The organism is Lentzea alba (genome assembly GCF_047445655.1).
Taxonomy (GTDB): Bacteria; Actinomycetota; Actinomycetes; order Mycobacteriales; family Pseudonocardiaceae; genus Lentzea; species Lentzea alba_A.
The window spans coordinates 148,737-169,079 of the sequence record NZ_JAJAEG010000009.1; the positions used below are offsets into that span (position 1 = coordinate 148,737).

Here is a 20,343-nt window from a genome sequence, read left to right on the forward strand (position 1 = left end):
GGCCTGGGCGTGGCTTGGCGCAATGCCTGGGGCGAGCCCAGGCCGATTCCTTGGGCCGAGTCCCTTGGGGAGAGCCTGGAGCGAGTCCTCTGGAGCGAGTCCTAAGGCCGATCCTGGGGCGAGGTCTGGGCCGTACCGTTCGGCACTGCCTCCTCGGCCGCATCCCTGGGTAGAGCCTGGGGCGGGACCTGGGCCGAGTCGTCGGGTAAGGCCTGGCGTGAGTCCTGGGGCAACGCCTGAGTCGAGTCCTGGCGCACAGCCTTGGACGAACCCGCCGACTCACCCTCCTGCGACTTGGTCAGCTCCAGGTTCGTGTTCTTCTCCAGGAACCGGAGCAGCTCCACCGGGAACGGCAGCACCAGCGTCGAGTTCTTCTCCGCGGCCACCTCCACGATGGTCTGCAGCAGCCGCAGCTGGAGCGCGCCGGGCGTGGCCTCCATGGTTCCCGCGGCCTCCGACAGCTTCTTGGACGCCTGCAGCTCGCCGTCTGCCGTGATGATGCGCGCGCGGCGTTCGCGTTCGGCCTCCGCCTGCCGGGACATCGAGCGCTTCATGCTCTCCGGCAGCGCCACGTCCTTGATCTCGACGCGGTCTATGTCGATGCCCCACGCCAGCGCGGGGGTGTCGATCATCAGTTCCAGGCCCTGGTTGAGGTGCTCGCGGTTGGACAGCAGGTCGTCCAGCTCGCTCTTGCCGATGATCGACCGCAGCGACGTCTGGGCCACCTGCAGCATCGCGAAGCGGTAGTCCTCGACGTTGATGACGGCCTTTGCCGCGTCCTGCACCTTGAAGTACACGACGGCGTCGACGCGCACCGTCACGTTGTCGCGCGTGATGCCGTCCTGGGCCGGCACGGGCAGGGTGACGATCTGGAGGTTGACCTTCCGGAGTTGGTCCACCCCCGGGATCAGCATCGTCAGCCCTGGCCCGCGCACGCCCTGCTGGAGCTTGCCGAACCGGAACACCAGTCCCTGTTCGAACTGCTTGATCACCCTGGCGCTCATCGCGAGGCCCAGGCCTCCGATCGCGACCAGCCCGCCGAGGATTTCGAAGAAGATCATGAGACCCCGCCCTTCACCGGCGAATGCCCTTGATCCCCAACGGTACGCCTCGGGTCTGACAATTATCGGCAGCTCAGCACGGGGTTCGCCCAGTCAGCGTGGTCCCAGGCGTTGCCGTCGCCACCGTCTGTGATCCGGAACGTCAGCAGCGTTGCTCCGGACGTGTCCACGGTGATCGGCAGCGCTGCGCTCCGGCCTGTCAGCGTTGGGCTTTCGTAGACGCGCTGACCGTCCCGGAGGACCTCGAACCGGACGCTGCCGTTGCCGTTCGTCTCGTCGTCGACACCGATCGTGGCGGTCAACGCCGAGCACTTGCCGCCGGTGTAGACCTGGAACTCCGACTCGGCGTGCGCGCCAACGCCCCTGGAGAACTCGACGCCGCGGATGCGGAGAGGGTTGCCGTCACCGCCGGCGTTCTCGCCGTTGCTGCGGTCGCGTTCGATCGGGCCCCAGCCGTTGCGCTCGTTGAGGAACGGCAGCGCGGAGACCGCCGCCTCTCCGGTCGGCGCGGGCGGGGTGGCGGTGAAGTCCTTGGTCAGCGAGGTCGTCGCCTTTCCTGCGGTGACCTCGACGAACACCGGCCGGGTGCCGGTTTCACCGCCCTCACGCTTGATCGTCAACCGAGCGGAGCCGCCGGTGAGGTCGACCGCGGAGGGAGACACGGACCAGTTCTCCGGAGCGGTGAGCCTCGCCGTGATGGTGCCCGGACACGGCCGCACAACCACCAGTTCGGCCTCCACCTGCTCACCCGGCTCCAGCGCGGTGTCGGTGGCCCGAAGCTCGACCTCGGGAGCGCAGTCCACCCGGTTGCCGAGCTTGCCCGTCGCGGCTTCGGCGGGCGTGAGCGGGCGCAGCAGCACGGAGTAGGCGTACTCGTTGCCCGCCTCCACCTGGTACTGCGGCAGCGGCTCGTGGAAGGTCTCGCTGACGCCCGTCACGCGATGAGAGGCGTGCAGGGTGGTCCAGCCGTCGTTCTTCTTGAGCGCGAACGGGTACGGCGCCCGGTCCAGGTCGTCGTAGCGGGACACCCGGACGTCCAGGTCGCCCGCGACGAGCAGGCCCGCGCGGCCGTTGGACAGCGTCGCCCAGCGCGTGTCGGCGTGGTTGCCGAAGTCCTGCGGCTTGTAGTAGTCGTTGAACTCGCGGTCCACAGTGGACTGGTACACGCCGACCGGGTTGCCGGCCTTGCGGTCGTCGTAGTTCTCGCCGGGGCCGCGGCCGTACCAGGTGAACCTGCCGAAGTCGTCCGGCACCTTCAGCGTGAAGCCGATGCCGGGCAGGTAGGTCAGGTCGCGCATCCGGTCGCGTGCGGCGACCCGGTGGCCCACGTGGATCTCGCCGTCACCGGTGATCCGGTAGGTGAAGGTCTGGCCGAACGACGAGTTGGCGACGGCCTGAGCGGTCGACCGCGCGGTGATGACCGTGTCGGCGCCGTTCTGAACAACGGTGACGCTCGACGGCGTGGTCCTGAGCCGGTCCAGGCCGTTGCGGTACCAGGAGCCGTCCTCGCTCATGAACTCGTTGGACAGCGGCGCGCGCCAGGCGTCCAGCTCCGGGCCCGTCTTCAGCAACTCCGTGCCGCGCACGCGCATCGACGTCAGCGTGCCGGAGGACTTGCTGACGACGTAGCGGAAGTCCTTGCCGGACACCACGATCTCGTTGTCGTTCTGGGTGGTCGTGAGCTTGCCGGGTGGTCCAGGGACGTGCAGGCCGGCGATCTGCGTGCCGCCCACCGGGAATTGGGAGATGCCGACGTCGTTGCCCTGCCGGTCGATGGCGCGGACGGTCAGCCAGCGTTCGGTGTCCGCGCGAAAGTCCGGCAACGTGATCGTGCCCGGCTGGAGCTTGCCGCGGTGCTGGGCGATCGTGCGGCCGTTGTCCTGGACCTGCCAGCGCAGTTCCAGGTCGTCGGTGCCGGTGAACTGGCGTTCGCTGACGGTGGTGAGCCTGTTGTCGTTGTAGGAGAACCGGATGGGGGAGTGGACGGCCATCAGCTCGGTGGCCTCCGGCTGTGGCCTGCGGTCCGCCCACACCACGCCGTCGACGCCGCCGGTGCCCGCGCCGTAGGACTCCTTGCGGCCCTTGTCCTCCAGCTTCTCGAAGTCGAGTGCCAGGACGGCGGTCTGCTTCGGGTCGGCGCCGAGCTCGGCGTCGGTCAGAGCGCGGTGGTAGATCCGGACCTGGTCGATCGTGCCGTGCGCCATGCGGTGCTCGACGTTCTCCTGCATGGTCTCGGCGTTGCGGCCGAGGTTGACCGGCCAGTGCGACCAGTCGATCGTGCCGGTGTGGGCGGTCGATCCCACCTCGCGACCGTCGATCAGCAGCCGCAGCCGGGTGCCGTCGAACGTGCCGGTGACGCGGTGCCAGTTGCCGTACCAGTCGGCCGGCACCTGTACCTGGACCGTGCGCCAGGTGCCGCTGTAGATGTGGAACTCGAGGGTGTTCTGGTCGGCCATCTTCAGCGCGTACTGGCGGTTGCCCTTGGAGATGACGGTGAAGTCGCCGGTCCACGCGGCGGGTTTGACCTGGGCGTCCAAGGTCAGGCCGGTGCTCACCTCGTCGAGTTTGCGGTCGCGGTAGACCTCCACGAAGTCGTCGAGTCCGCTCAGCTCCAGGGCTTTGCCGTGCGGTCCGTCCACGTGCGACGGCTTGCCGGACAGCCAGGAGAGAATGCCGTTGGCGTCATCGGGGGTGGTGTACAACGGCAGCGCGATGTTCTGCTCGGCCCAGTCCCAGATGAAGCCGCCCTGCACCTGCGGATAGGCGCGCACGACGTCCCAGAACTCCTTGAAGTTGCCGAGACTGTTGCCCATCGCGTGCGCGTACTCGCCCATGATGATCGGCTTGGTGGTCGTCTTGGCCTTGGCTTCGAGGCTCGCGGGGGAGGGGTAGCGCGGGCCGGCGACGTCGGCGAAGGGCGCGTCGCCGTCCGGGACGTTCGGCTGGTGGTAGAGCGGGCGGGTGTCGTTCTTCCTGGCGTAGTCGGCCATCGTGTAGTGGGCCTTGCCCAGGCCGGCCTCGTTGCCGGTGTCCCACATGATCACGCTGGGGTGGTTCTTGTCGCGCTGCATCATCGCGACGAACCGGTCCTGGAACGCGTCCTGCCACTCCGGCCGTTCGGCGAGGCAGTTGTTCGGGCAGCCGTCGTGGTGGTGGGTCTCGATGTCGACCTCGTCAGCGATCATCAGGCCGTTGCGGTCGGCCAGCTCGTAGAAGTACGGGTCGCTCGGGTAGTGCGACGTGCGGACCGAGTTGATGTTGAACCGCTTCATCAGCTGGACGTCTTTTTCCTGGTCAGCGCGGGTGACGTAGCGGCTGCCGTGGGCCGAGGTCTCCGCTCGGTTGGTGCCGCGGAACAGCACGCGCTTGCCGTTGATCTTCAGCTGCTTGTCGGCGATCTCGATCTCGCGGAACCCGACGGGCTGCCTGCCGGTCTGGATCACGTGGCCGTTGTCCAGGAGCTCGACGCGCAGCTCGTAGACGTTCGGTGTCTCGTCCGTCCACTTCAGCGGGTTCGCGACCTTGCCGTCTTGAACGGCAACCTCACGGCCCTGCGGGTCGAACAGCCTGGTCCGGACGGTGTGGCCCTCCTGCGGGCCGCCGATCTTGATGTCGGCGGTGAGCGTGGCGTCGCGGTACTGCGCGTCCAGATCGGTCTTGATCGTGACGTCTGCGAGGTACGTCCTGGGCGTCGAGTAGAGCCAGACCTCGCGGAAGATGCCGGAGAACCGCCACTGGTCGTAGTCCTCCAGGTGGGAGCCGGAGCCCCAGCGGTGGACCTGGACCTTCAGGGTGTTGCGGCCGGCCTTGAGCTTGCTGGTGACGTCGAACTCGGCGGGCGTGTAGCCGCCCTGGTCGTAGCCTACGTACGTGCCGTTGATCCACACGAAGAATCCGCTGGTCACGCCCTCGAACCGGAGGAGCGTGCGGTCCCAGTCCGCCGGCACGTCGAACGTCTTCTCGTAGACGCCGGTGGGGTTGACGTCGCGCGGGATGCGCGGTGGGTCGTCCGGGTACATCTCGGTGGGGATGTTGCGGAACATCGGGTGGTCGAGGAAGTCGGTCTGCCAGGTGTGCGGGACCTGGACCGTGCGCCAGTCCTTGATCTCCGGGGTGACGTCCTCGGGCTTGTCGAACATCCGGATGCGCCACTCGCCGTTGAGGCTCAGGCGTCGTTCGGGCTTCAGATCGGGGTGCGGCGGCTCCTGGTTCTCGCCCGTCATCCGGGGGTTCTCCAGGTACGCCAGGGGATCGAGCTCTTGTGCTGCGGCGGTTGCGGGGGACAGGGACAGGGCTATCAACGTGGCAACAACGGCACGAAGCATGCCCTTGGACGCTAGGGAGGCCCTGACAACGTCGTCAACGAATGTCCGATCTTTCTGTCCGGACCCGCTACGGGGTGGTGGTCCCAACAGCCGGAAAGTGCACTCCGTACGGCGGCACGCGTTAGTGTCGGATGCATGCAGACCTGGTCATCGATTCCTGTGCCGCGGGTTCCGGGGGACCCCCGCCCGCTGCGGCTGTTCGACACGGCTACGGGTGAAGTGCGCCCGACGGCTCCAGGAGACACCGCCAGGTTGTACGTCTGCGGGATCACGCCGTACGACGCGACGCACCTCGGCCACGCCGCCACCTATCTGGCGTTCGACCTCGTGCAACGCGTGTGGCTCGACAACGGCCACAACGTGCACTACGTCCAGAACGTCACCGATGTCGACGACCCGCTCCTGGAGCGCGCCGAACGCGACCAGGACGACTGGGTCGTGCTCGCCATGCGTGAGACGGCGCTGTTCCGCGAGGACATGGAGGCCCTGCGCGTCCTGCCGCCGCAGGACTACGTCGGCATCGTCGAGGCGATCCCCGAGATCGTCGAGGTGATCGTCAAGCTGGTCAACGACGGCCACGCCTACCGCGTCGACGACCCCGAGTACCCGGACATCTACTTCGCGCACAACGCGACCGGCCACTTCGGCTACGAGTCGAACTACGACGCGGAGACGATGACCAAGCTGCTCGCCGAGCGCGGCGGCGACCCGGAGCGCCCCGGCAAGAAGCACCCGCTCGACGCCCTGCTGTGGCGCGTGAAGCGGCCCGGCGAGCCGTCGTGGCAGTCCGAGCTGGGCGAGGGCCGGCCCGGCTGGCACATCGAGTGCAGCGCCATCGCCCACAACCGCCTCGGCATGGGCTTCGACGTCCAGGGCGGCGGCTCGGACCTGATCTACCCGCACCACGAGTACTCCGCCGCGCACGCCGAGGCGCAGACCGGCCAGCACCCGTTCGCTCGCCACTACGTGCACGCGGGCATGATCGGCCTCGACGGCGAGAAGATGTCGAAGTCGCGCGGCAACCTGGTCTTCGTCTCCAAGCTGCGCTCGCAGAAGGTCGACCCGAACGCCATCCGCCTGGCCCTGCTCGCCGGCCACTACCGCACGGACCGCGCCTGGACCCAGTCCCTGCTCGACGAGGCGCTGGAGCGGCTGGCGAAATGGCGCAAGGCAGCCGAGCTGTCGTCGGGACCGTCCGCTGTGGACACCGTGACGCGGTTGCGCGACCACCTGGGCAACGACCTCGACACGCCCAAGGCGCTGGCCGCGATCGACGCGTGGGCCGACGAGGCGTTGGCGCACGGCGGTTCGGACAACCACGGCCCGTCGCAGATCCGCACCGCTGTGGACGCGCTGTTGGGCGTCGACCTCTAGTTGGGCCAGCCGGTGACGGCTTTCGGTTCGAGCGCCACGATCAGGTGCTCCTGAACCACTTTGGTCCACACGACGACCATCTGGTCAGGTGCGCGCGTTGCCAGGTGCAGCGCGCGCACCAGCGCCATGGTCGTGTGCCAGTCCTCGAGTTCGTCGAACGGCACCAGCAGCGGTGTCGGTTCCTGCAGACGCTGGGCGACCCGGTGCGCGGGCGCCGGGTCGGTCAGCACCTCCCGGAACCGCGCCCGGAAGTCGTCGGAGGCCGCTCGCGAACCGCAGGCGTCGGGGAACATCCGCCGCCGTACGTCTTCGGGCTTCATGGCGCGCAGGAGCCGCTTGTGTCCCGGTAGCGTCTCCTCGCGCTCGAGGAACGCGACGAGCTGGCTCACCAGGTGGGCGAGCGTGGTGGCGGCGTTCTCGGTCATCCGCACCAGGACGCCGTCACCCGCCGCCACCGCGTCGAAGTAGTCGTGGCCCTCAGCCATCATTCGGCAGCCATCATTCGGCCTCGAGTTTCGCGTTCAGGCCCTGCCGCTGCAGAGCGACCACGGCGGCCTCGGCCTCCGCGCGATCAGTGTGCAGAGCGGCCGCCCCGGTCCCCGTCAGGTGGACGTCCTCCGTGACGAAGCGCGCCTGATCCTCGGTCATGGCGTAGTGACTCCGCAGCGCGCGGTAGACGATCGCAAACGTGTTGTGGTCGTCGTTGCGCACGACGACCTTCCATCGGCCCCCAGAACTCACCGGCAGATTATGCGCTCTCCGCCGCGAGCTTCTCGGTCCAGGCAGCCGCCGATTCCGGATCCAGCGCCACCACGAGCTCCCGGACCGCGGAGAACAACATCGCGCCTTCGCGCTTCGCCTTGCGCAGCAACAGGAAGTACGCGCGGGCCTGACCCAGCGCCACGATCCACTCGTCGGCCTCGGCGGGCGTGAGCACCCACGGCCCGGGGTACGCGAGCCGGTCGGCCACGCGATCGACGAGCTTGCGGTCGACCAGCACCTTCCGATGCCGCCGGCGGAACAGCGCCGACCGCCACCGCGACCCGGCGGCGTCCGGGAAGATCCGGCGCAGCACCGTCTTCCGCGTCGCCACCCACAGCGGCCAGCGCATCCCGAACACCACGGAACCGGGCAGGTACCGGTAGCCCCGCTCCATCGACCAGAGCACCTTGAGGAAGAGGTCGACGAACTCGTCCGTCATCTCCACCCGCACCCCGCCGTCGACCGGCCGGATCTCCATGCGGGGCTCGGTCACCGGGGCCGGGTGGAAGCTCGCCAGGAGCCCGTAACGCACCAGCTGCACCGTGAACGCCTCGGCCGTCTGCCGGTCGTAGGTGCCGATCGCCGCGATGCCGCTCTGGTGGATCGCCAGCGTCTGTTGACGAGCCGCGTCGGAGTCCAGCCGGCAGACCTTGCGCAGCAGGTGGTGGACGACGGCGAACGAGTTCAGGTCGTCGTTGCGCACGACGACCTGCCATCTCTCCCCGGGATTCATCGGCAGAGCATGCGGACTACTCCGCAGGCTGGTGGTGCTCGGGGCAGCCGTCGGCCACCTCCGGGTCGGCCAGCGACACGATCTGGCACTGGAAGGCGGTGAACGTCGCGACCTCCGCCGGCGTCGCACCCTTGCGCACCCGGTAGAGCGCCCGCAGCTGCCCCATCACCATCACCCAGTCGTCGACCTCGTCCAGCGGGAGCACCCAGGGCATCGGCTGCCGGAACCGCGCCCGCAGCCGTTTCGCGGGCCGGGGGTCGCCGAGCACCCGCCGGTGCCGGTTGCGGAACAGCGACGAGCTCAGCCACGACGGGCCGGCGTTCGGGAACATCTGCCGCATCAGCAGCGGCCGGCCGAAGAACCGGTACCGGAACTTCAGCGCGCGCGACACCCAGCCGCGGCCCAGCTGCAGCTCCAGCTCTTCGAGCAGCCCCGAGATCGGCTTCGCGAGCTCGTCGGTCATGTGCACCTCGATGCCGCCGTCCACGGCCTTGGCGGTGAACGGGCTCATCGCACCCGCCCGAACTTCGCGTGCAGTCCGAACCGAACCAGCCGCAGCGTGATGGCCTCGGCCGTGGCGCGGTCATAGGTGCCGGCCACCGCGCGGCCGTTGTCGTGGACCTGGGCCGTGAGTGCGCGCGCCGTGTCGGCGTCGTGGCCGCAGACCTTCTTCAGCAGGTGCCGGACCACCGAGAAGGTGTTGTGGTCGTCGTTGTGCACGACGACCTGCCATCTGTCCCCATCGCTCACCGGCCGAGTATGAGCGAAGGCCACAATGGACCGGTGATGGAGGCGGCACGGCGCGACCTGACGCGCATGCGGGAGTCGACGGCGGCGTGGCGGGAGCTGCGGTACTCGGCGCTGCCCGACGGCCAGGACGAGCACGAGGTCCGGCGCGCGAAGGTGTTGTGGGCGTTGCAGTACGACCGCAGAACCGAGGATCTGCCGCTGCTCAGGTTCCTGGCCGAGCAGGAGGCGTTGTGCCGCCGGCACGCACCGTTCCAGGGCCTGGGTTCACAGGCCGAGCTGGTGGGCTTCCTGCTCGCCGAGCACCGGCAGGTCGAGGACGTCTGGCGGCAGCACGCGATCAAGCGCGCCAACTTCGACACCTGGTGCGGCTACGACCGCGAGCACCTGTTCGCCGCCGGCGTCGAAGCCACCGTCGCGTACGTGCAGGACCACCCCGACCGCGACGACGTGCTGGAGCTCGTGGTCGACGAGGACGACCTGGAGCCGTGGGCGGAGAGCAGGCGGGAGTGGTTTCCCGAGGACCCGGCCGACGAAGACCCGCTGACCTGGGTCGAACGCGCCTTGCTGGCGGGGGAGCGGGAGCTGGCCCGCGCGGAGCTCGACCGGTGGGCGGCAGACCGGCCGCGCGACCTGCGAACCCTGGACGCACTGCACCACCACCTGACGGAGCTCGGGGCGTTCGCCGAGGCGGCACGGGCCCAGCGCGACGCTCTGGCGTTCGTGGAGGGCGACCGTGACCGCGCACCGGCGTGGCTGACTCTGGCCGGCCTCGAACGCCAGGCGGGGGAGCACCGTGCCGCGTGGGAGGCGTTGCGGGAGTGCCGCACGGCCCTGGACGGGGTGGAGGGCTGGCAGGAGATCGGGCTCGGGCTCCGGTACGTGGAGGAGCTGTTCCTGCTGTCCGGGCAGGCGGAACGGGAGCTGGCGGGCGAGGTGTTCGCGCAGGCGCACCGGGAGGCCGAAGGGGTCGACCTGTCGCTGGTGATCTGCCAGGCCGCGGTGGCGGCGGCGGGCCACGTCGGCGACGAGATCGCGGTGAGGCGGTACGAGAAGCTCCGGGACGCCGAGCAGGAGCGCATCTCGTCGGGCGGCTACGACTACGACGAGGACTGACGCGAAACCGCGCCTTCGGGGTCAGGCCAGGCTGAACACGTAAGTCGCCAGCACGATGCCGGAGGTCGCTTCCCGCGATCCGTTCGTGTACCACCGCTCCGTGGTCGTGGTGGTCTGAGGGATGAAAGTCGTCGAGACGGTCTCGAACTTCCAGCCTTCGGCCACGATCTCGTTCAGCATCTGCGTGTGGTTGTTGCTCTTCCTCGTCACGGTGGCCATACCGAGGCTGGAGCGCGCCGATGTGCTCTCGAGGTCGATCGAGATCTGGAAGAGTCTCGCCCCCTCCTCCTTGGCGGTGCGTGCTTGCCCCGCGGGTGAAGCAGCGAAGCGTGCGGCGGCTGCCTCGGCTGCCCTGCGCTCGTCAGAGGCCTTCTTCGCGGCGATCTCCTCTGGCGACTTGCTGAAAAGGGCCACGCGACTCTCCCCGGTTCTGGTGCGGTCTCGGTGTGCGCAGCGGGCTTGTCGGGCGACCTTCAGGTCTCGTTACAAGCTGATCCGGGCGAGGACTGACGCGAAACCGCCCCCGAGGCGGAAGCACCGGGGGTGGTTCGCGATCTACAACCGATCAGCTCAGACGTCGAGCGTCCAGTTGTTCAACGTGCCGCTGTCCAGGAACGCCGCGTCGCGCACGCGCAGCGTCCAGGTGCCGTTGGCAGCCTCACCGGAGAGGTTCTTGGTGTAGGTCTCGTTGATGTTGTCGGCCGAGCCACCGCTGCGGTTGTGCAGGTTCACGACGGTGCCGTCGGGTGCGACCAGGTCGACCACGAGGTCGCCCTTGTAGGTGTGCGTGATCGAGACCTTGATCGACGCCGTGGCCGACGCGTTGCCCGCGCAGCCGGAGATGACGATCGTGCTGGTCACGGTCTGCAGGTCACCGATGGTGACCGGGGTGGAGTTGGTCTTGGCGTCACAGCCGCCACCAACCGCGTTGACGACCCAGGAGAAGGTCGCCGAGCCGGTCTTGCCGGCCGCGTCGGTCACCGTCGCGGTCACCGAGGAGGTGCCCGCCGTGGTCGGCGTGCCGGAGATGGCGCCAGAGGAGGACGCCGACAGGCCGGCCGGGAGACCGCTCACGGACCACGTGTACGGCGCGGTGCCGCCGGTGGCCGCGAGCTGCAACGACGCCGGCGAGCCGACCGTGGAGGTCTGCGTGCCGGGGTTCGTCACCGAGGGGTTGCCCGGCTGCGAGGTGCCGAAGAGCGTGTAGAGCAGCTTGTTCGGCGAGTTCGCACCGGGGTTGGTGATCTTGTTCGGGGTCGAGGCGGCGTTCAGGCCCGCCCAGACCGCGGCCGGGGCGTCGCTCGGGTGGGTGGCCAGCCACAGGGCAGCGGCACCCGCGACGTGCGGGGAGGCCATCGACGTGCCAGAGATGGTGTTGGTCGACGTGTCGTTGGTGATCCACGCCGACGTGATGCCCTCACCCGGAGCGAAGATGTCCGTGCAGCTGCCGTAGTTGGAGAACGAGGCACGCGCGTCGGTGCGGGTCGACGCGTTGACCGTGATCGCGTTGGGCACGCGTGCAGGCGAGGTGCTGCAGGCGTCGGTGTTCGAGTTTCCGGACGCGACCGCGTAGGTCACACCGGACGCGATGGAGTTCGTGACCGCGGTGTCCAGGGCGGCGGCAGCGCCACCACCGAGGGACATGTTCGCGACCGCGGGCTTCACCGCGTTCTGGGTCACCCAGTTGACGCCGTCGACGACGCCCTGGATCGTGCCGGAGCCCTGGCAGTTCAGGACCTTCACCGCGACGACCTTGGCGGCCTTCGCGATGCCGTACTCCGCGCCCGCGACGGTGCCGGCGACGTGCGTGCCGTGGCCGTTGCAGTCGCTGTTGTTGCCGTCACCGGAGGTGTTCGTGCCCCACGTGGCGCGGCCGCCGAACGTGGCGTGCGTGGTGCGCACACCCGTGTCGACGATGTACGCCGTGACGTTCGACGCCGTGGTGTCGTACTGGTAGCTGTTGCTCAGCGGCAGGTCCCGCTGGTCAACGCGGTCCAGACCCCACGACGGCGGGTTCTGCTGGACGTCGGAGATCTTGACCTCGGCGTCCTGCTCGACGAACGCGACCTTCGGGTCCGCGGCGAGGCGGGCGGCCTGCTTGGCCGTCATCTTCACCGAGAAGCCGTTGAGCGCGTGCTGCCAGACCTTGCCGACCTGGCCGCCGTAACGGCTCGCCAGTTCCGGTGCGGCGGCCCTCGACGCCGATCCGGCCTTGAGCGAGACGATGTAGCTGTCCTTCACGACGCCGGCGCGGTCGGCGCCGAGAATCGTGCCCACGTTTTCTTGAGCTGAAGCAGCGGGAACCACAGCGGCGGCCAGACAGACGGCAGCGGCGGCGGCGAGTCCCGTACCCAAGACTCTTCGCATGGCAGGGTTCTCCCTCGTGCAGGGAACAGGGTGTCCTGCACGCTAGCCCTAAACCGCAGGTCAGAGGGATACGCCGTCGAGTGCGAACTGTTGACAGATTTGACATTGCGTGTCAATGCGAATGGTTGCTCTGCGTCACGGAAATAGGCTGAGAGAACGCATTTGGTTTCCCTATACCAACCCGAATGCCGAGAGGTCCACCCGTCGATCGGCCCTACCGGTCGGTAGGCAGCACGACATAGCGTCACCCAGACGGAGGAACGAACTGATCGGGCAGTTCGACCGCCTGGGGACGCCATTGCTTCCGGTGTCGTGCAAGCTGTGTTGCAGCACAGCCGATCTCCTCATCGCGGTTGCCCGGTCCGGCGTTACACCGGCCCTGCAGAACCGAAAACTGAGGAGAAATGCCTATGAAGCGCATGGCTGTCGCGGCAGTCGCCGTGCTGGCGGGTGCACTCGCGACGACGGTCTCCCCTGCCGCCGTCGCCGCGCCCGAACCGTCAGCGGACCTGCTCGCCGCGATGCAGCGCGACCTCGGACTGAACCCCCAGCAGGCGACTGAGCGGTTGCGTCAGGAAAGCGCGGCCGCGGTCCTGCAGCGCGTTGCAGAGGGTTTCGCCGGCGACAGCTTCGGCGGCGCGTGGTTCGACGCGTCGCTCGGCAAGCTCGTCGTGGGCGTGACCGACTCGGCCAAGACCGACCGGCTGCGCAGGCTCGGTGCCGAGCCGCGGGTCGTGCCGAACAAGGCCAGCGATCTCGACCGGGCGAAGGCCAAGCTGGACGCCGAGAAGGCTCCGGCCGAGGTCACCGGCTGGTTCGTCGACACTCGCGCGAACACCGTCACGGTCACCGTGAAGCGCGGTCAGGCCGAGGTCGCGAAGTCGTTCGCGGAGAAGGCGGGCACGCTCGCCAAGGTCGTCGAGACCGACGAGGCGCCCCGCCTGTTCAAGGACATCCGCGGCGGTGACGCGTACTACATCAACAACGCGGGTCGCTGCTCTGTCGGCTTCGCGGTCGAGGGCGGTTTCGTCACCGCCGGGCACTGCGGTTCCAAGGGCGACTCGGTGGCCGGCGTCGACCGCTCGGACCTGGGCGAGTTCGCGGACTCGTCCTTCCCGGGCAACGACTACGGCTGGGTCAGGGCCAACTCGGCGTGGACGCCCACGGCCAAGGTGAACCACTACGGCGGTGCTGATGTCATCGTCTCCGGTCATACCGAGGCCGCGGTCGGCGCGTCGATCTGCCGTTCCGGCTCGACCACGGGCTGGCACTGCGGCGAGGTCGGGGCCAAGAACCAGACGGTGAACTACCAGGAGGGCTCGGTCAGCGGTCTGACGCGCACGAACGTGTGCGCGGAGCCCGGTGACTCGGGTGGTTCGTGGGTCAGCGGCACGCAGGCGCAGGGCGTCACCTCGGGTGGCTCCGGCAACTGCTCCAGCGGCGGCACGACCTTCTTCCAGCCGGTCAACGAGATCCTGTCGACGTACAACCTGACGCTCACCACGGGCTGACGCACCGCCAAGACGCCCGTGAGCGGCCATTCGGGCCGCTCACGGGCGTCTTGCGTGTTCAGATGATCGTTCTTCAGCGGTTCTTTACGTATGCCACCGGGTCGAACGTGAACAAACGATCCGCTGTACCCAGGAGGTGGACCCAAACGAACTGGGGGTAGCGGTGGCTCGACACGGAACGGCGCTGGTGATCGCAGTGCTCGCCGTCGCGTTCATGCGGCCGGCGACGGCCGAGGCGGTGCCCGACGGCGAGGTCGTGTCGCTCCTCGCGGGCCAGGGCCCCGGCGACGTGAACCAGACCGCCTCCCGGTTCGCGGTGCACGCCACCGATCTCGGCGTGATGTGGCGCGACAGCCGCGGACGGGTGGCCATCGCGTTCGGCGACACCTACGGCGAGGGCTGGGGCGGGCACGGAGCCGGTCCCGAGACCGCTGACTGGCGGTTCAACACGCTCGCGCATTCGAGTGACACGAACCTGGCCGACGGGCTGCGCATCGACTCGATGATCACCGACCGGCCGGGTCACGCGGCCCAGATCCTGCCGGGCGACCCGGCGGTGCGTGAGGTGACGGTGATCCCGACCGCCGGCGTCAGCGTCGGCTCGCGGGACTACCTGCACTACATGTCCGTGCGCAGCTGGGAACAGGCCGGGCAGTGGACGACCAACTACGCCGGCCTCGCGTACTCCGACGACGGCGGGCTCACCTGGGTCAAACCGGCGAACCTGAGGTGGGCGAACGAGGGCGGCGGCAGCGCGTTCCAGCTGGGCGCGTTCGTCAGGCACGGCGGGTGGCTCTACCTGTTCGGCACGCCCAACGGCCGGCTGGGCGCGGCGAGCGTCGCCCGCGTCCCGGAAGCGTCCGCGGCCGATCTCACCGCCTACCGCTACTGGACCGGCCGTGCCTGGGAGCCGGGCGCCGGGCGCGCGGTCCCGGTGACGGCGGGCCAGGTCGGTGAGCTGTCGGTGCAGTACAACCAGGCGGTCGGTCGCTGGGTGGCGCTGCACCTGGACGAGAGCCGCGCCGCGATCGTGTTGCGCACCGCGCCGAACCCCACCGGTCCGTGGAGCGCGGGCACGGTCGTCGTCGACGGTGCGCACCACCCCGGCCTCTACGGGGCGTTCCTGCATCCCGACAGTGCGACGAGCCGTGAGCTGCACTTCGCGATGTCGCGCTGGGATCCGTACCACGTCGAGCTCGTGCGGCTGCCGCTCGGCCAGTTCGACGTGAACGCCGTGCAGGAGGGCGGGTTCGAGCGCGCCACCAGCGCCTGGCAGGTCACCGGGAACGCCGGGTTCGACCGCGGCCTCGGCCTGGCACGCAGCGGCACTGCCAACGGCTGGGTGCGCAACACCATCGGCTGGAACGACCTGCACCAACCCGTCGTGCTCACGCCCGGAGTGCGCTACCGGCTCACCGGCTGGCTGCGCAGTTCCGGCACCACGACCGACGGCTACTTCGGTGTCCGGCTGCCGGGCGGCAGGGGAGTCGTGGCCGAGCAGAAGTACGGCTCACTGCCGGGTTACACCCGCCTCACCGTCGAGTTCACCGCCACCGAGGCACGCGCCGAGGTGTTCGCCGGGCTCTGGGCGATGGCAGGGCGGGACACCTGGACGCAGGTCGACGACCTGCTCCTCGAACCCCTCAGCTCCGCGGGCGAACTCCGCGGGCGCTGAAGGTCCACAGGGAAAACACTGGGAGGAAAAGCCATGCGTACCAACATGATCGCAGGTCTCGGCGCCGCGCTCGCGCTGACCGGCGCGATGACTGCGGGTGTCACCACGGCCTCCGCCGCTCCGCTGCCCGCCTGGGAGTGCAACGCCGGCACGTTCTGCCTCTACGACGGCGACAACGGCGTCGGGCGGTTCTACACGGCGACCGGCGGCTGCTGGTTCATCAACATCGGCCTCGAGGGACACGGGGACAAGGCGAACTCGGCCTACAACCGCACCGGCCGGAGGGTGAACATCGCCAACTGGAACGGGTCTGCGTGGGAGCACCTGGCCGGCGTCCCGGCAGGAGGCCTGATCAACCTCGGCGCCAACCGGAACAGGGCGGACGCGATCCACTCGATCTGCTAGTCGTGCCGTGAGTGGTTGTGGCCGCTGCGGCGGCCACAACCACCACTCACGAACGCTCTTCGAGCCACTTCTGGCGGTGGTTGCGCCACCGGTCCAGCATCGACCCCATCTCGCTGTGGCAGAACCGGAAGAACTCGCGCGTCTCGTCCAGCCGCAAGCCCGCGTCGGTGTCCGGGCCGAGCGTGTCGACGCCCTCGCTGAGCACCTCGTCGATCATCACCAGCATCTGGTCCTTGCGGAACGTCGCCTCGTACCAGACGTTGTCGCGCATCCGGTACACGTCGCGGCGGGATCCCGGCTCACGTTCGCGCGTGACGATCTGGACCGTGGTCAGGTAGCGCACCGCGCCCGACACCGCCGCTGGACTGATCTGCAGCAGGTCGGCGATCTCGGCCGCAGTGAGCCGCCCGGAGTCCGTCGTCAGCAACGCCGCGAGAATGCGTGCCGGCATGCGCGCCATGCCGGTGTCCGCCAGAATTCCGCCGAACCGTTCGACGAACTGGCTCACCGCCTGCTGGTCACGCTGGGTAGCTCTCGTCACCGCGGCATCATCCCCTTCCGTCAGTCGATCGGGCAAAATTTACGTACTTCACGAAGTTGTGAAAGAAGTGTAGCTTACCGGCCATGACATCTGCGATATCCGTGTCGGGCCTGGTCAAGACCTTCGGCCCGACGCGTGCACTGGATGACCTGAACCTGGACGTCCAGACCGGTGAGGTGCACGGCTTTCTCGGCCCGAACGGTGCCGGCAAGTCGACGACGATCCGGATCCTCCTCGGCCTGCTGCGTGCCGACTCCGGCACCGCGCGGCTGCTCGGCGGCGACCCGTGGAAGGACACCGCAACCCTCCACCGCCGCCTCGCCTACGTCCCCGGCGACGTCAACCTCTGGCCCAACCTGACCGGTGGCGAGGTCATCGACCTGCTCGGACGGCTCCGCGGCGGCCTCAACAAGGCTCGCCGCGAGGAGCTCCTGGAGCGCTTCGAACTGGACCCGCGCAAGAAGGGCCGCACCTACTCCAAGGGCAACCGGCAGAAGGTCGCCCTCGTCGCCGCGCTGTCGAGCGACGTCGAGCTGCTCATCCTGGACGAGCCGACCTCGGGCCTCGACCCGTTGATGGAGGCCGTGTTCCAGGACTGCATCAACGACGAACGCGAGCGCGGCCGCACCGTGCTGCTGTCCAGCCACATCCTCGCCGAGGTCGAGGCGCTGTGCGATCGGGTGAGCATCATCCGCAACGGCCACATCGTCGAGACCGGCACGCTGTCCGAGCTGCGGCACCTGACCCGCACGTCGATCTCCGCCGAGCTCGCCGGCCCGCCGAACGGGCTCACGTCGATGGCGGGCGTGCACGACCTGGTGGCCGAGGGCAACCGCGTCAAGTTCGAGGTCGACTCGGACAAGCTCGACCCGGTGCTCAAGCAGCTGGTGTCCTCGGGCGTGCGCACGCTCACGAGCCAGCCGCCGACGCTGGAGGAGCTCTTCCTGCGGCACTACGAGGACGCGAAATGATCGGCACCCGGCATCTCGTCCGGCTCGCCCTCAGGCGTGACCGGATCCTGCTGCCCATCTGGGTGTTGTTCCTGGTGGGCGTCACGTACTCGACGACGACCGCACTCGAAGAGCTGTACGGAACAGCCGAGTCGCGCGCACTGCTCGGCGTCACCGCGAACGCGAACTCCGCGTTCCTCGCGATGCTCGGTCCGTTGCACGACTGGTCGTCGCTGGGCGGCCTGGTCGTGTGGCGGTGGGGCGTCTTCTCCGGCCTGTTCATCGCGATCATGGCCATGCTCGTCGTCACGAGGCACACGCGCGCAGAAGAAGAAGCGGGTCGCACGGAGCTCATAGCGGCAACGGTCGTCGGACGGCACGCACCGCTGGCCGCCGCGGTCATCGTCGCGGGCGGCACGAGCCTGCTGATCGGTGTGCTGCAGGCGCTGGTGTTGATCGGCAAGGACCTCGATCCCGCGGGCGCCTTCGCGTTCGGCCTGTCCACGGCCTCCGTCGGGCTGGTCTTCACCGGAGTCGGCGCGTTCACCGCGCAACTGAGCGAGAACTCGCGCGTGTCGAACGCGATCGCGGGCGGGTTCCTGGGTGTGACCTACCTGTTCCGCGCCGCGGGGGACGCGGCGGGGTCGTCCGGCCCGGAGTGGCTGACCTGGCTGTCACCCATCGGCTGGACCGAGCACGTGCGGTCGTTCGCGGACAACAGGTTCTGGGTGCTCGGCATCTCGCTCGCCTTCTCCGTCGCACTGGTCGGAATCTCGGCCTACATCGTGACCCGCCGCGACGTGGGGCTCGGTCTGCTGGCCGCACGGCTCGGCCCGCCGCACGGCACGATCAGCAGTCCGTTCGGGCTCGCGTGGCGACTGCAGAAGGGTTCGCTGATCGGCTGGTCCATCGCGCTGTTCGCGGTCGGCGTGATCTACGGCAGCGTCGCGCAGGCGGTCGGGCAGATGGTGCAGGACAACCCGACGCTCGGGCAGATCGTGAGCAAGATCGGCGGCGCCGACGCGATGGTGGACGCCTTCTTCGCCACCGTCACCCAGCTGATGGGTCTGATCGCGTCGATCTACCTGGTCCAGGCGGTGCTGCGGCTGCGGTCGGAGGAGACCTCGTTCCGCGCGGAGCCGATCCTGGCCACGCCGGTGTCGCGGTGGGGCTGGGTGGCGTCGCACGCGGTGTTCGCCCTGGTCGGCGGCGCTGTCGTGCTGGCGGCGTCCGGTCTCGGCCTGGGGCTGGTCTACGGCGTGCAGACCGACGACCTCGGCACGGTCGTGCCGCAGATGCTCGGCGCGGCACTGGCGCAGCTCCCGGCCGCCTGGGTGGTCGCGGGCGTGGCGCTGCTGCTGTTCGGGCTGTTCCCGCAGCTCACCGGCGTGAGCTGGGCCGTGGTGTCGGCAGCGCTGGTGCTCACGTTGCTCGGCCCGGCCCTGCAGCTCGACCAGTGGGTCATCGACGCCTCGCCGTTCAGCCACGTCCCGAAGTACCCGGACATCACCTTCGGGCCGCTCGCGTGGCTCAGCCTGGTGGCCGTGGTGCTTCTGGCTGCGGGGTTCGCCGGGTTCCGGCGCCGCGACCTGACCACGTGATGATCGCGGGCACCGTGATCAGCAGTGCTGCCGGGACGAGGAAACCCAGCAGCGGATGTGCCTGGTAGAGCGGGACGAACGCCAGCGGGGCCGCGGCGGCGCCCATGAAGCGCAGTGACTGCACGACACTGACGCTGCCGCCCCTGTTGGCTTTTTCGCTCTGCAACACCAACGCGTTGACGCTCACCAGCACACCCTGCGCGGCGGCCCCGGTCAGCGCCCACGCGAGCACCGCGATCGCCGCGAACGGCGTCGTGCCCACCGCCGCGACGAGCCCACCGCCGAGCACCGCGCCGACGACCACGGTCGTCGCGGCACCGAACCGGTCGATGGCCTTGCCGACGTGGCGCGCGGTCAGGAAGCCGACGATGCCGAACCCGGTGAGCAGCAGCCCGCGTTCACCGGCGCCGAGCCCGAACACGTCGTCCAGCCGGAACGCCACGAGGAACGACAACCCGCCCAGACATCCCCAGCCGATGAAGGCGACGAACGCCGGCCGCAGCGTGCTGGGCACGAAAGCGCTTCGGAGGCTCGCGTTGCGCTCCGGTTCCGCGTCCGTCTGCGGCACACCCAGGATCGCGAGTCCCACGGCCACCACCGAGATCACCACGAACGCCAGCCGCCAGTCGATCTCGGCGGTGAGCCCGCCGACGAGCGGCGCGGACGTCTGCCCGGCCGCCTGCATCGACCCGAACAGCCCCAGCGCCCGCCCGAGCTTCTCCTTCGGCGTCGACGCGGCGATCACGGCCAGCAGCACCGGCGTGGTGAACGAGTTCGCCGCGCCCTGCAACGCCCGCGAGGCCAGCAGCACCTCGAACGTCCACGAGGACGCCGCCAGCGCGGACGTGACGGCGTAAGCGATGTAGGCGATGCGGACAGTCCGTTGTGGACCCCAGCGTTGCGCGAACGTGCCGGATGCGAGCATCAGCACCGCGAACGGCACGAGGTAGTAAGTCAGCGTCGAGGCTGCTTGTCCCGGCGACTTGCCGAAGCTGTCACCGATCTCGGGCAGGATCGACGTCGTGATGGCGCCGCCGAACGGCCCGATCAAGGCCCCGGCGTACAACCCGGCGCGTGCCAAGCGGCCCACAGACACCTCCGCCGCTCACCCTAGTGGGCGAGCGGCGAAAATGGTTGTTGAGGCTAAGTTTTAGTTCAGGTCGCCTGGATCATGG

General features: G+C 69.0%; 18 protein-coding genes. 7 read left to right on the top strand and 11 right to left on the bottom strand.

Features of this window, described 5'->3' with window-relative positions; translation table 11 throughout:
- Positions 1-101: 101 nt before the first annotated feature.
- Entirely contained in the window at positions 102-1,061 is a 960-nt protein-coding gene (locus LFM09_RS16740; protein WP_414097368.1) for a slipin family protein, read from the bottom strand.
- Positions 1,062-1,123: 62 nt separating this feature from the next.
- Positions 1,124-5,386, bottom strand: a complete 4,263-nt coding sequence (locus LFM09_RS16745) for a glycoside hydrolase family 2 TIM barrel-domain containing protein (protein ID WP_414097369.1) — start codon at positions 5,384-5,386, stop codon at positions 1,124-1,126.
- Between the two features lie 135 nt (positions 5,387-5,521).
- Here LFM09_RS16745 and mshC point away from each other — a divergent pair, with 135 nt between their 5' ends.
- On the top strand, positions 5,522-6,760 hold the full coding sequence (gene mshC, locus LFM09_RS16750) for a cysteine--1-D-myo-inosityl 2-amino-2-deoxy-alpha-D-glucopyranoside ligase (protein WP_414097370.1): 1,239 nt from the start codon (positions 5,522-5,524) through the stop codon (positions 6,758-6,760).
- Here mshC and LFM09_RS16755 read toward each other — a convergent pair.
- The 5 genes from LFM09_RS16755 to LFM09_RS16775 are packed head-to-tail and all read right to left on the bottom strand — an operon-like array spanning position 6,757 to position 9,005.
- Positions 6,757-7,248: a hypothetical protein gene (locus tag LFM09_RS16755; protein ID WP_414097371.1), complete on the bottom strand. Its 492-nt coding sequence runs from the start codon at positions 7,246-7,248 to the stop codon at positions 6,757-6,759. The genes mshC and LFM09_RS16755 overlap by 4 nt on opposite strands.
- Before the next feature lie 10 nt (positions 7,249-7,258).
- Positions 7,259-7,501, bottom strand: a complete 243-nt coding sequence (locus tag LFM09_RS16760) for an ATP-dependent Clp protease adaptor ClpS (RefSeq protein WP_414097372.1) — start codon at positions 7,499-7,501, stop codon at positions 7,259-7,261.
- Positions 7,502-7,508: 7 nt separating this feature from the next.
- Positions 7,509-8,255 carry an ATP-dependent Clp protease adaptor ClpS gene (locus LFM09_RS16765; protein WP_414097373.1) on the bottom strand — a complete coding sequence of 249 codons (747 nt, stop codon included), beginning with the start codon at positions 8,253-8,255 and terminating at the stop codon, positions 7,509-7,511.
- A gap of 16 nt (positions 8,256-8,271) precedes the next feature.
- A complete protein-coding gene (locus tag LFM09_RS16770; RefSeq protein WP_414097374.1) occupies positions 8,272-8,766 on the bottom strand; it encodes a hypothetical protein in 495 nt (164 codons plus the stop codon).
- A complete protein-coding gene (locus LFM09_RS16775) occupies positions 8,763-9,005 on the bottom strand; it encodes an ATP-dependent Clp protease adaptor ClpS (protein ID WP_414097375.1) in 243 nt (80 codons plus the stop codon). Before LFM09_RS16775 ends, LFM09_RS16770 begins: the two co-directional genes overlap by 4 nt.
- A 33-nt stretch (positions 9,006-9,038) precedes the next feature.
- Between LFM09_RS16775 and LFM09_RS16780 the strand changes: the two genes are divergently transcribed.
- A complete protein-coding gene (locus LFM09_RS16780; protein WP_414097376.1) occupies positions 9,039-10,118 on the top strand; it encodes a hypothetical protein in 1,080 nt (359 codons plus the stop codon).
- Positions 10,119-10,139: 21 nt separating this feature from the next.
- On the opposite strand, the gene LFM09_RS16785 is transcribed toward LFM09_RS16780, so the two are convergent.
- Both LFM09_RS16785 and LFM09_RS16790 read right to left on the bottom strand, forming a co-directional pair.
- On the bottom strand, positions 10,140-10,532 hold the full coding sequence (locus LFM09_RS16785) for a hypothetical protein (protein WP_414097377.1): 393 nt from the start codon (positions 10,530-10,532) through the stop codon (positions 10,140-10,142).
- A gap of 156 nt (positions 10,533-10,688) precedes the next feature.
- A complete protein-coding gene (locus tag LFM09_RS16790; protein WP_414097378.1) occupies positions 10,689-12,485 on the bottom strand; it encodes a S8 family serine peptidase in 1,797 nt (598 codons plus the stop codon).
- A 410-nt stretch (positions 12,486-12,895) separates the two neighbouring features.
- Between LFM09_RS16790 and LFM09_RS16795 the strand changes: the two genes are divergently transcribed.
- From LFM09_RS16795 to LFM09_RS16805, 3 genes are all read left to right on the top strand, one after another.
- Positions 12,896-13,996, top strand: a complete 1,101-nt coding sequence (locus LFM09_RS16795; protein ID WP_414097379.1) for a S1 family peptidase — start codon at positions 12,896-12,898, stop codon at positions 13,994-13,996.
- A 163-nt stretch (positions 13,997-14,159) separates the two neighbouring features.
- Positions 14,160-15,671, top strand: coding sequence for a DUF4185 domain-containing protein (locus LFM09_RS16800; RefSeq protein ID WP_414097380.1), 1,512 nt, complete (start codon positions 14,160-14,162; stop codon positions 15,669-15,671).
- A gap of 33 nt (positions 15,672-15,704) precedes the next feature.
- On the top strand, positions 15,705-16,076 hold the full coding sequence (locus LFM09_RS16805; protein ID WP_414097381.1) for a peptidase inhibitor family I36 protein: 372 nt from the start codon (positions 15,705-15,707) through the stop codon (positions 16,074-16,076).
- Between the two features lie 46 nt (positions 16,077-16,122).
- Here the strand turns inward: LFM09_RS16805 and LFM09_RS16810 are convergent, their stop codons facing one another.
- Positions 16,123-16,617, bottom strand: coding sequence for a GbsR/MarR family transcriptional regulator (locus LFM09_RS16810; RefSeq protein WP_414097382.1), 495 nt, complete (start codon positions 16,615-16,617; stop codon positions 16,123-16,125).
- A gap of 83 nt (positions 16,618-16,700) precedes the next feature.
- Here LFM09_RS16810 and LFM09_RS16815 point away from each other — a divergent pair, with 83 nt between their 5' ends.
- Together LFM09_RS16815 and LFM09_RS16820 are read left to right on the top strand one after the other, a co-directional pair.
- Positions 16,701-17,588 carry an ATP-binding cassette domain-containing protein gene (locus tag LFM09_RS16815; protein WP_414097383.1) on the top strand — a complete coding sequence of 296 codons (888 nt, stop codon included), beginning with the start codon at positions 16,701-16,703 and terminating at the stop codon, positions 17,586-17,588.
- The gene (locus LFM09_RS16820; RefSeq protein ID WP_414097384.1) at positions 17,585-19,168 is read left to right on the top strand and encodes an ABC transporter permease; all 1,584 of its coding nucleotides are present in this window, start codon (positions 17,585-17,587) and stop codon (positions 19,166-19,168) included. The genes LFM09_RS16815 and LFM09_RS16820 overlap by 4 nt, the downstream gene beginning before the upstream one ends.
- On the opposite strand, the gene LFM09_RS16825 is transcribed toward LFM09_RS16820, so the two are convergent.
- Complete coding sequence (locus LFM09_RS16825) at positions 19,098-20,258, bottom strand: MFS transporter (RefSeq protein WP_414097385.1); 1,161 nt, start codon at positions 20,256-20,258, stop codon at positions 19,098-19,100. The genes LFM09_RS16820 and LFM09_RS16825 overlap by 71 nt on opposite strands.
- Positions 20,259-20,343: the final 85 nt, after the last annotated feature.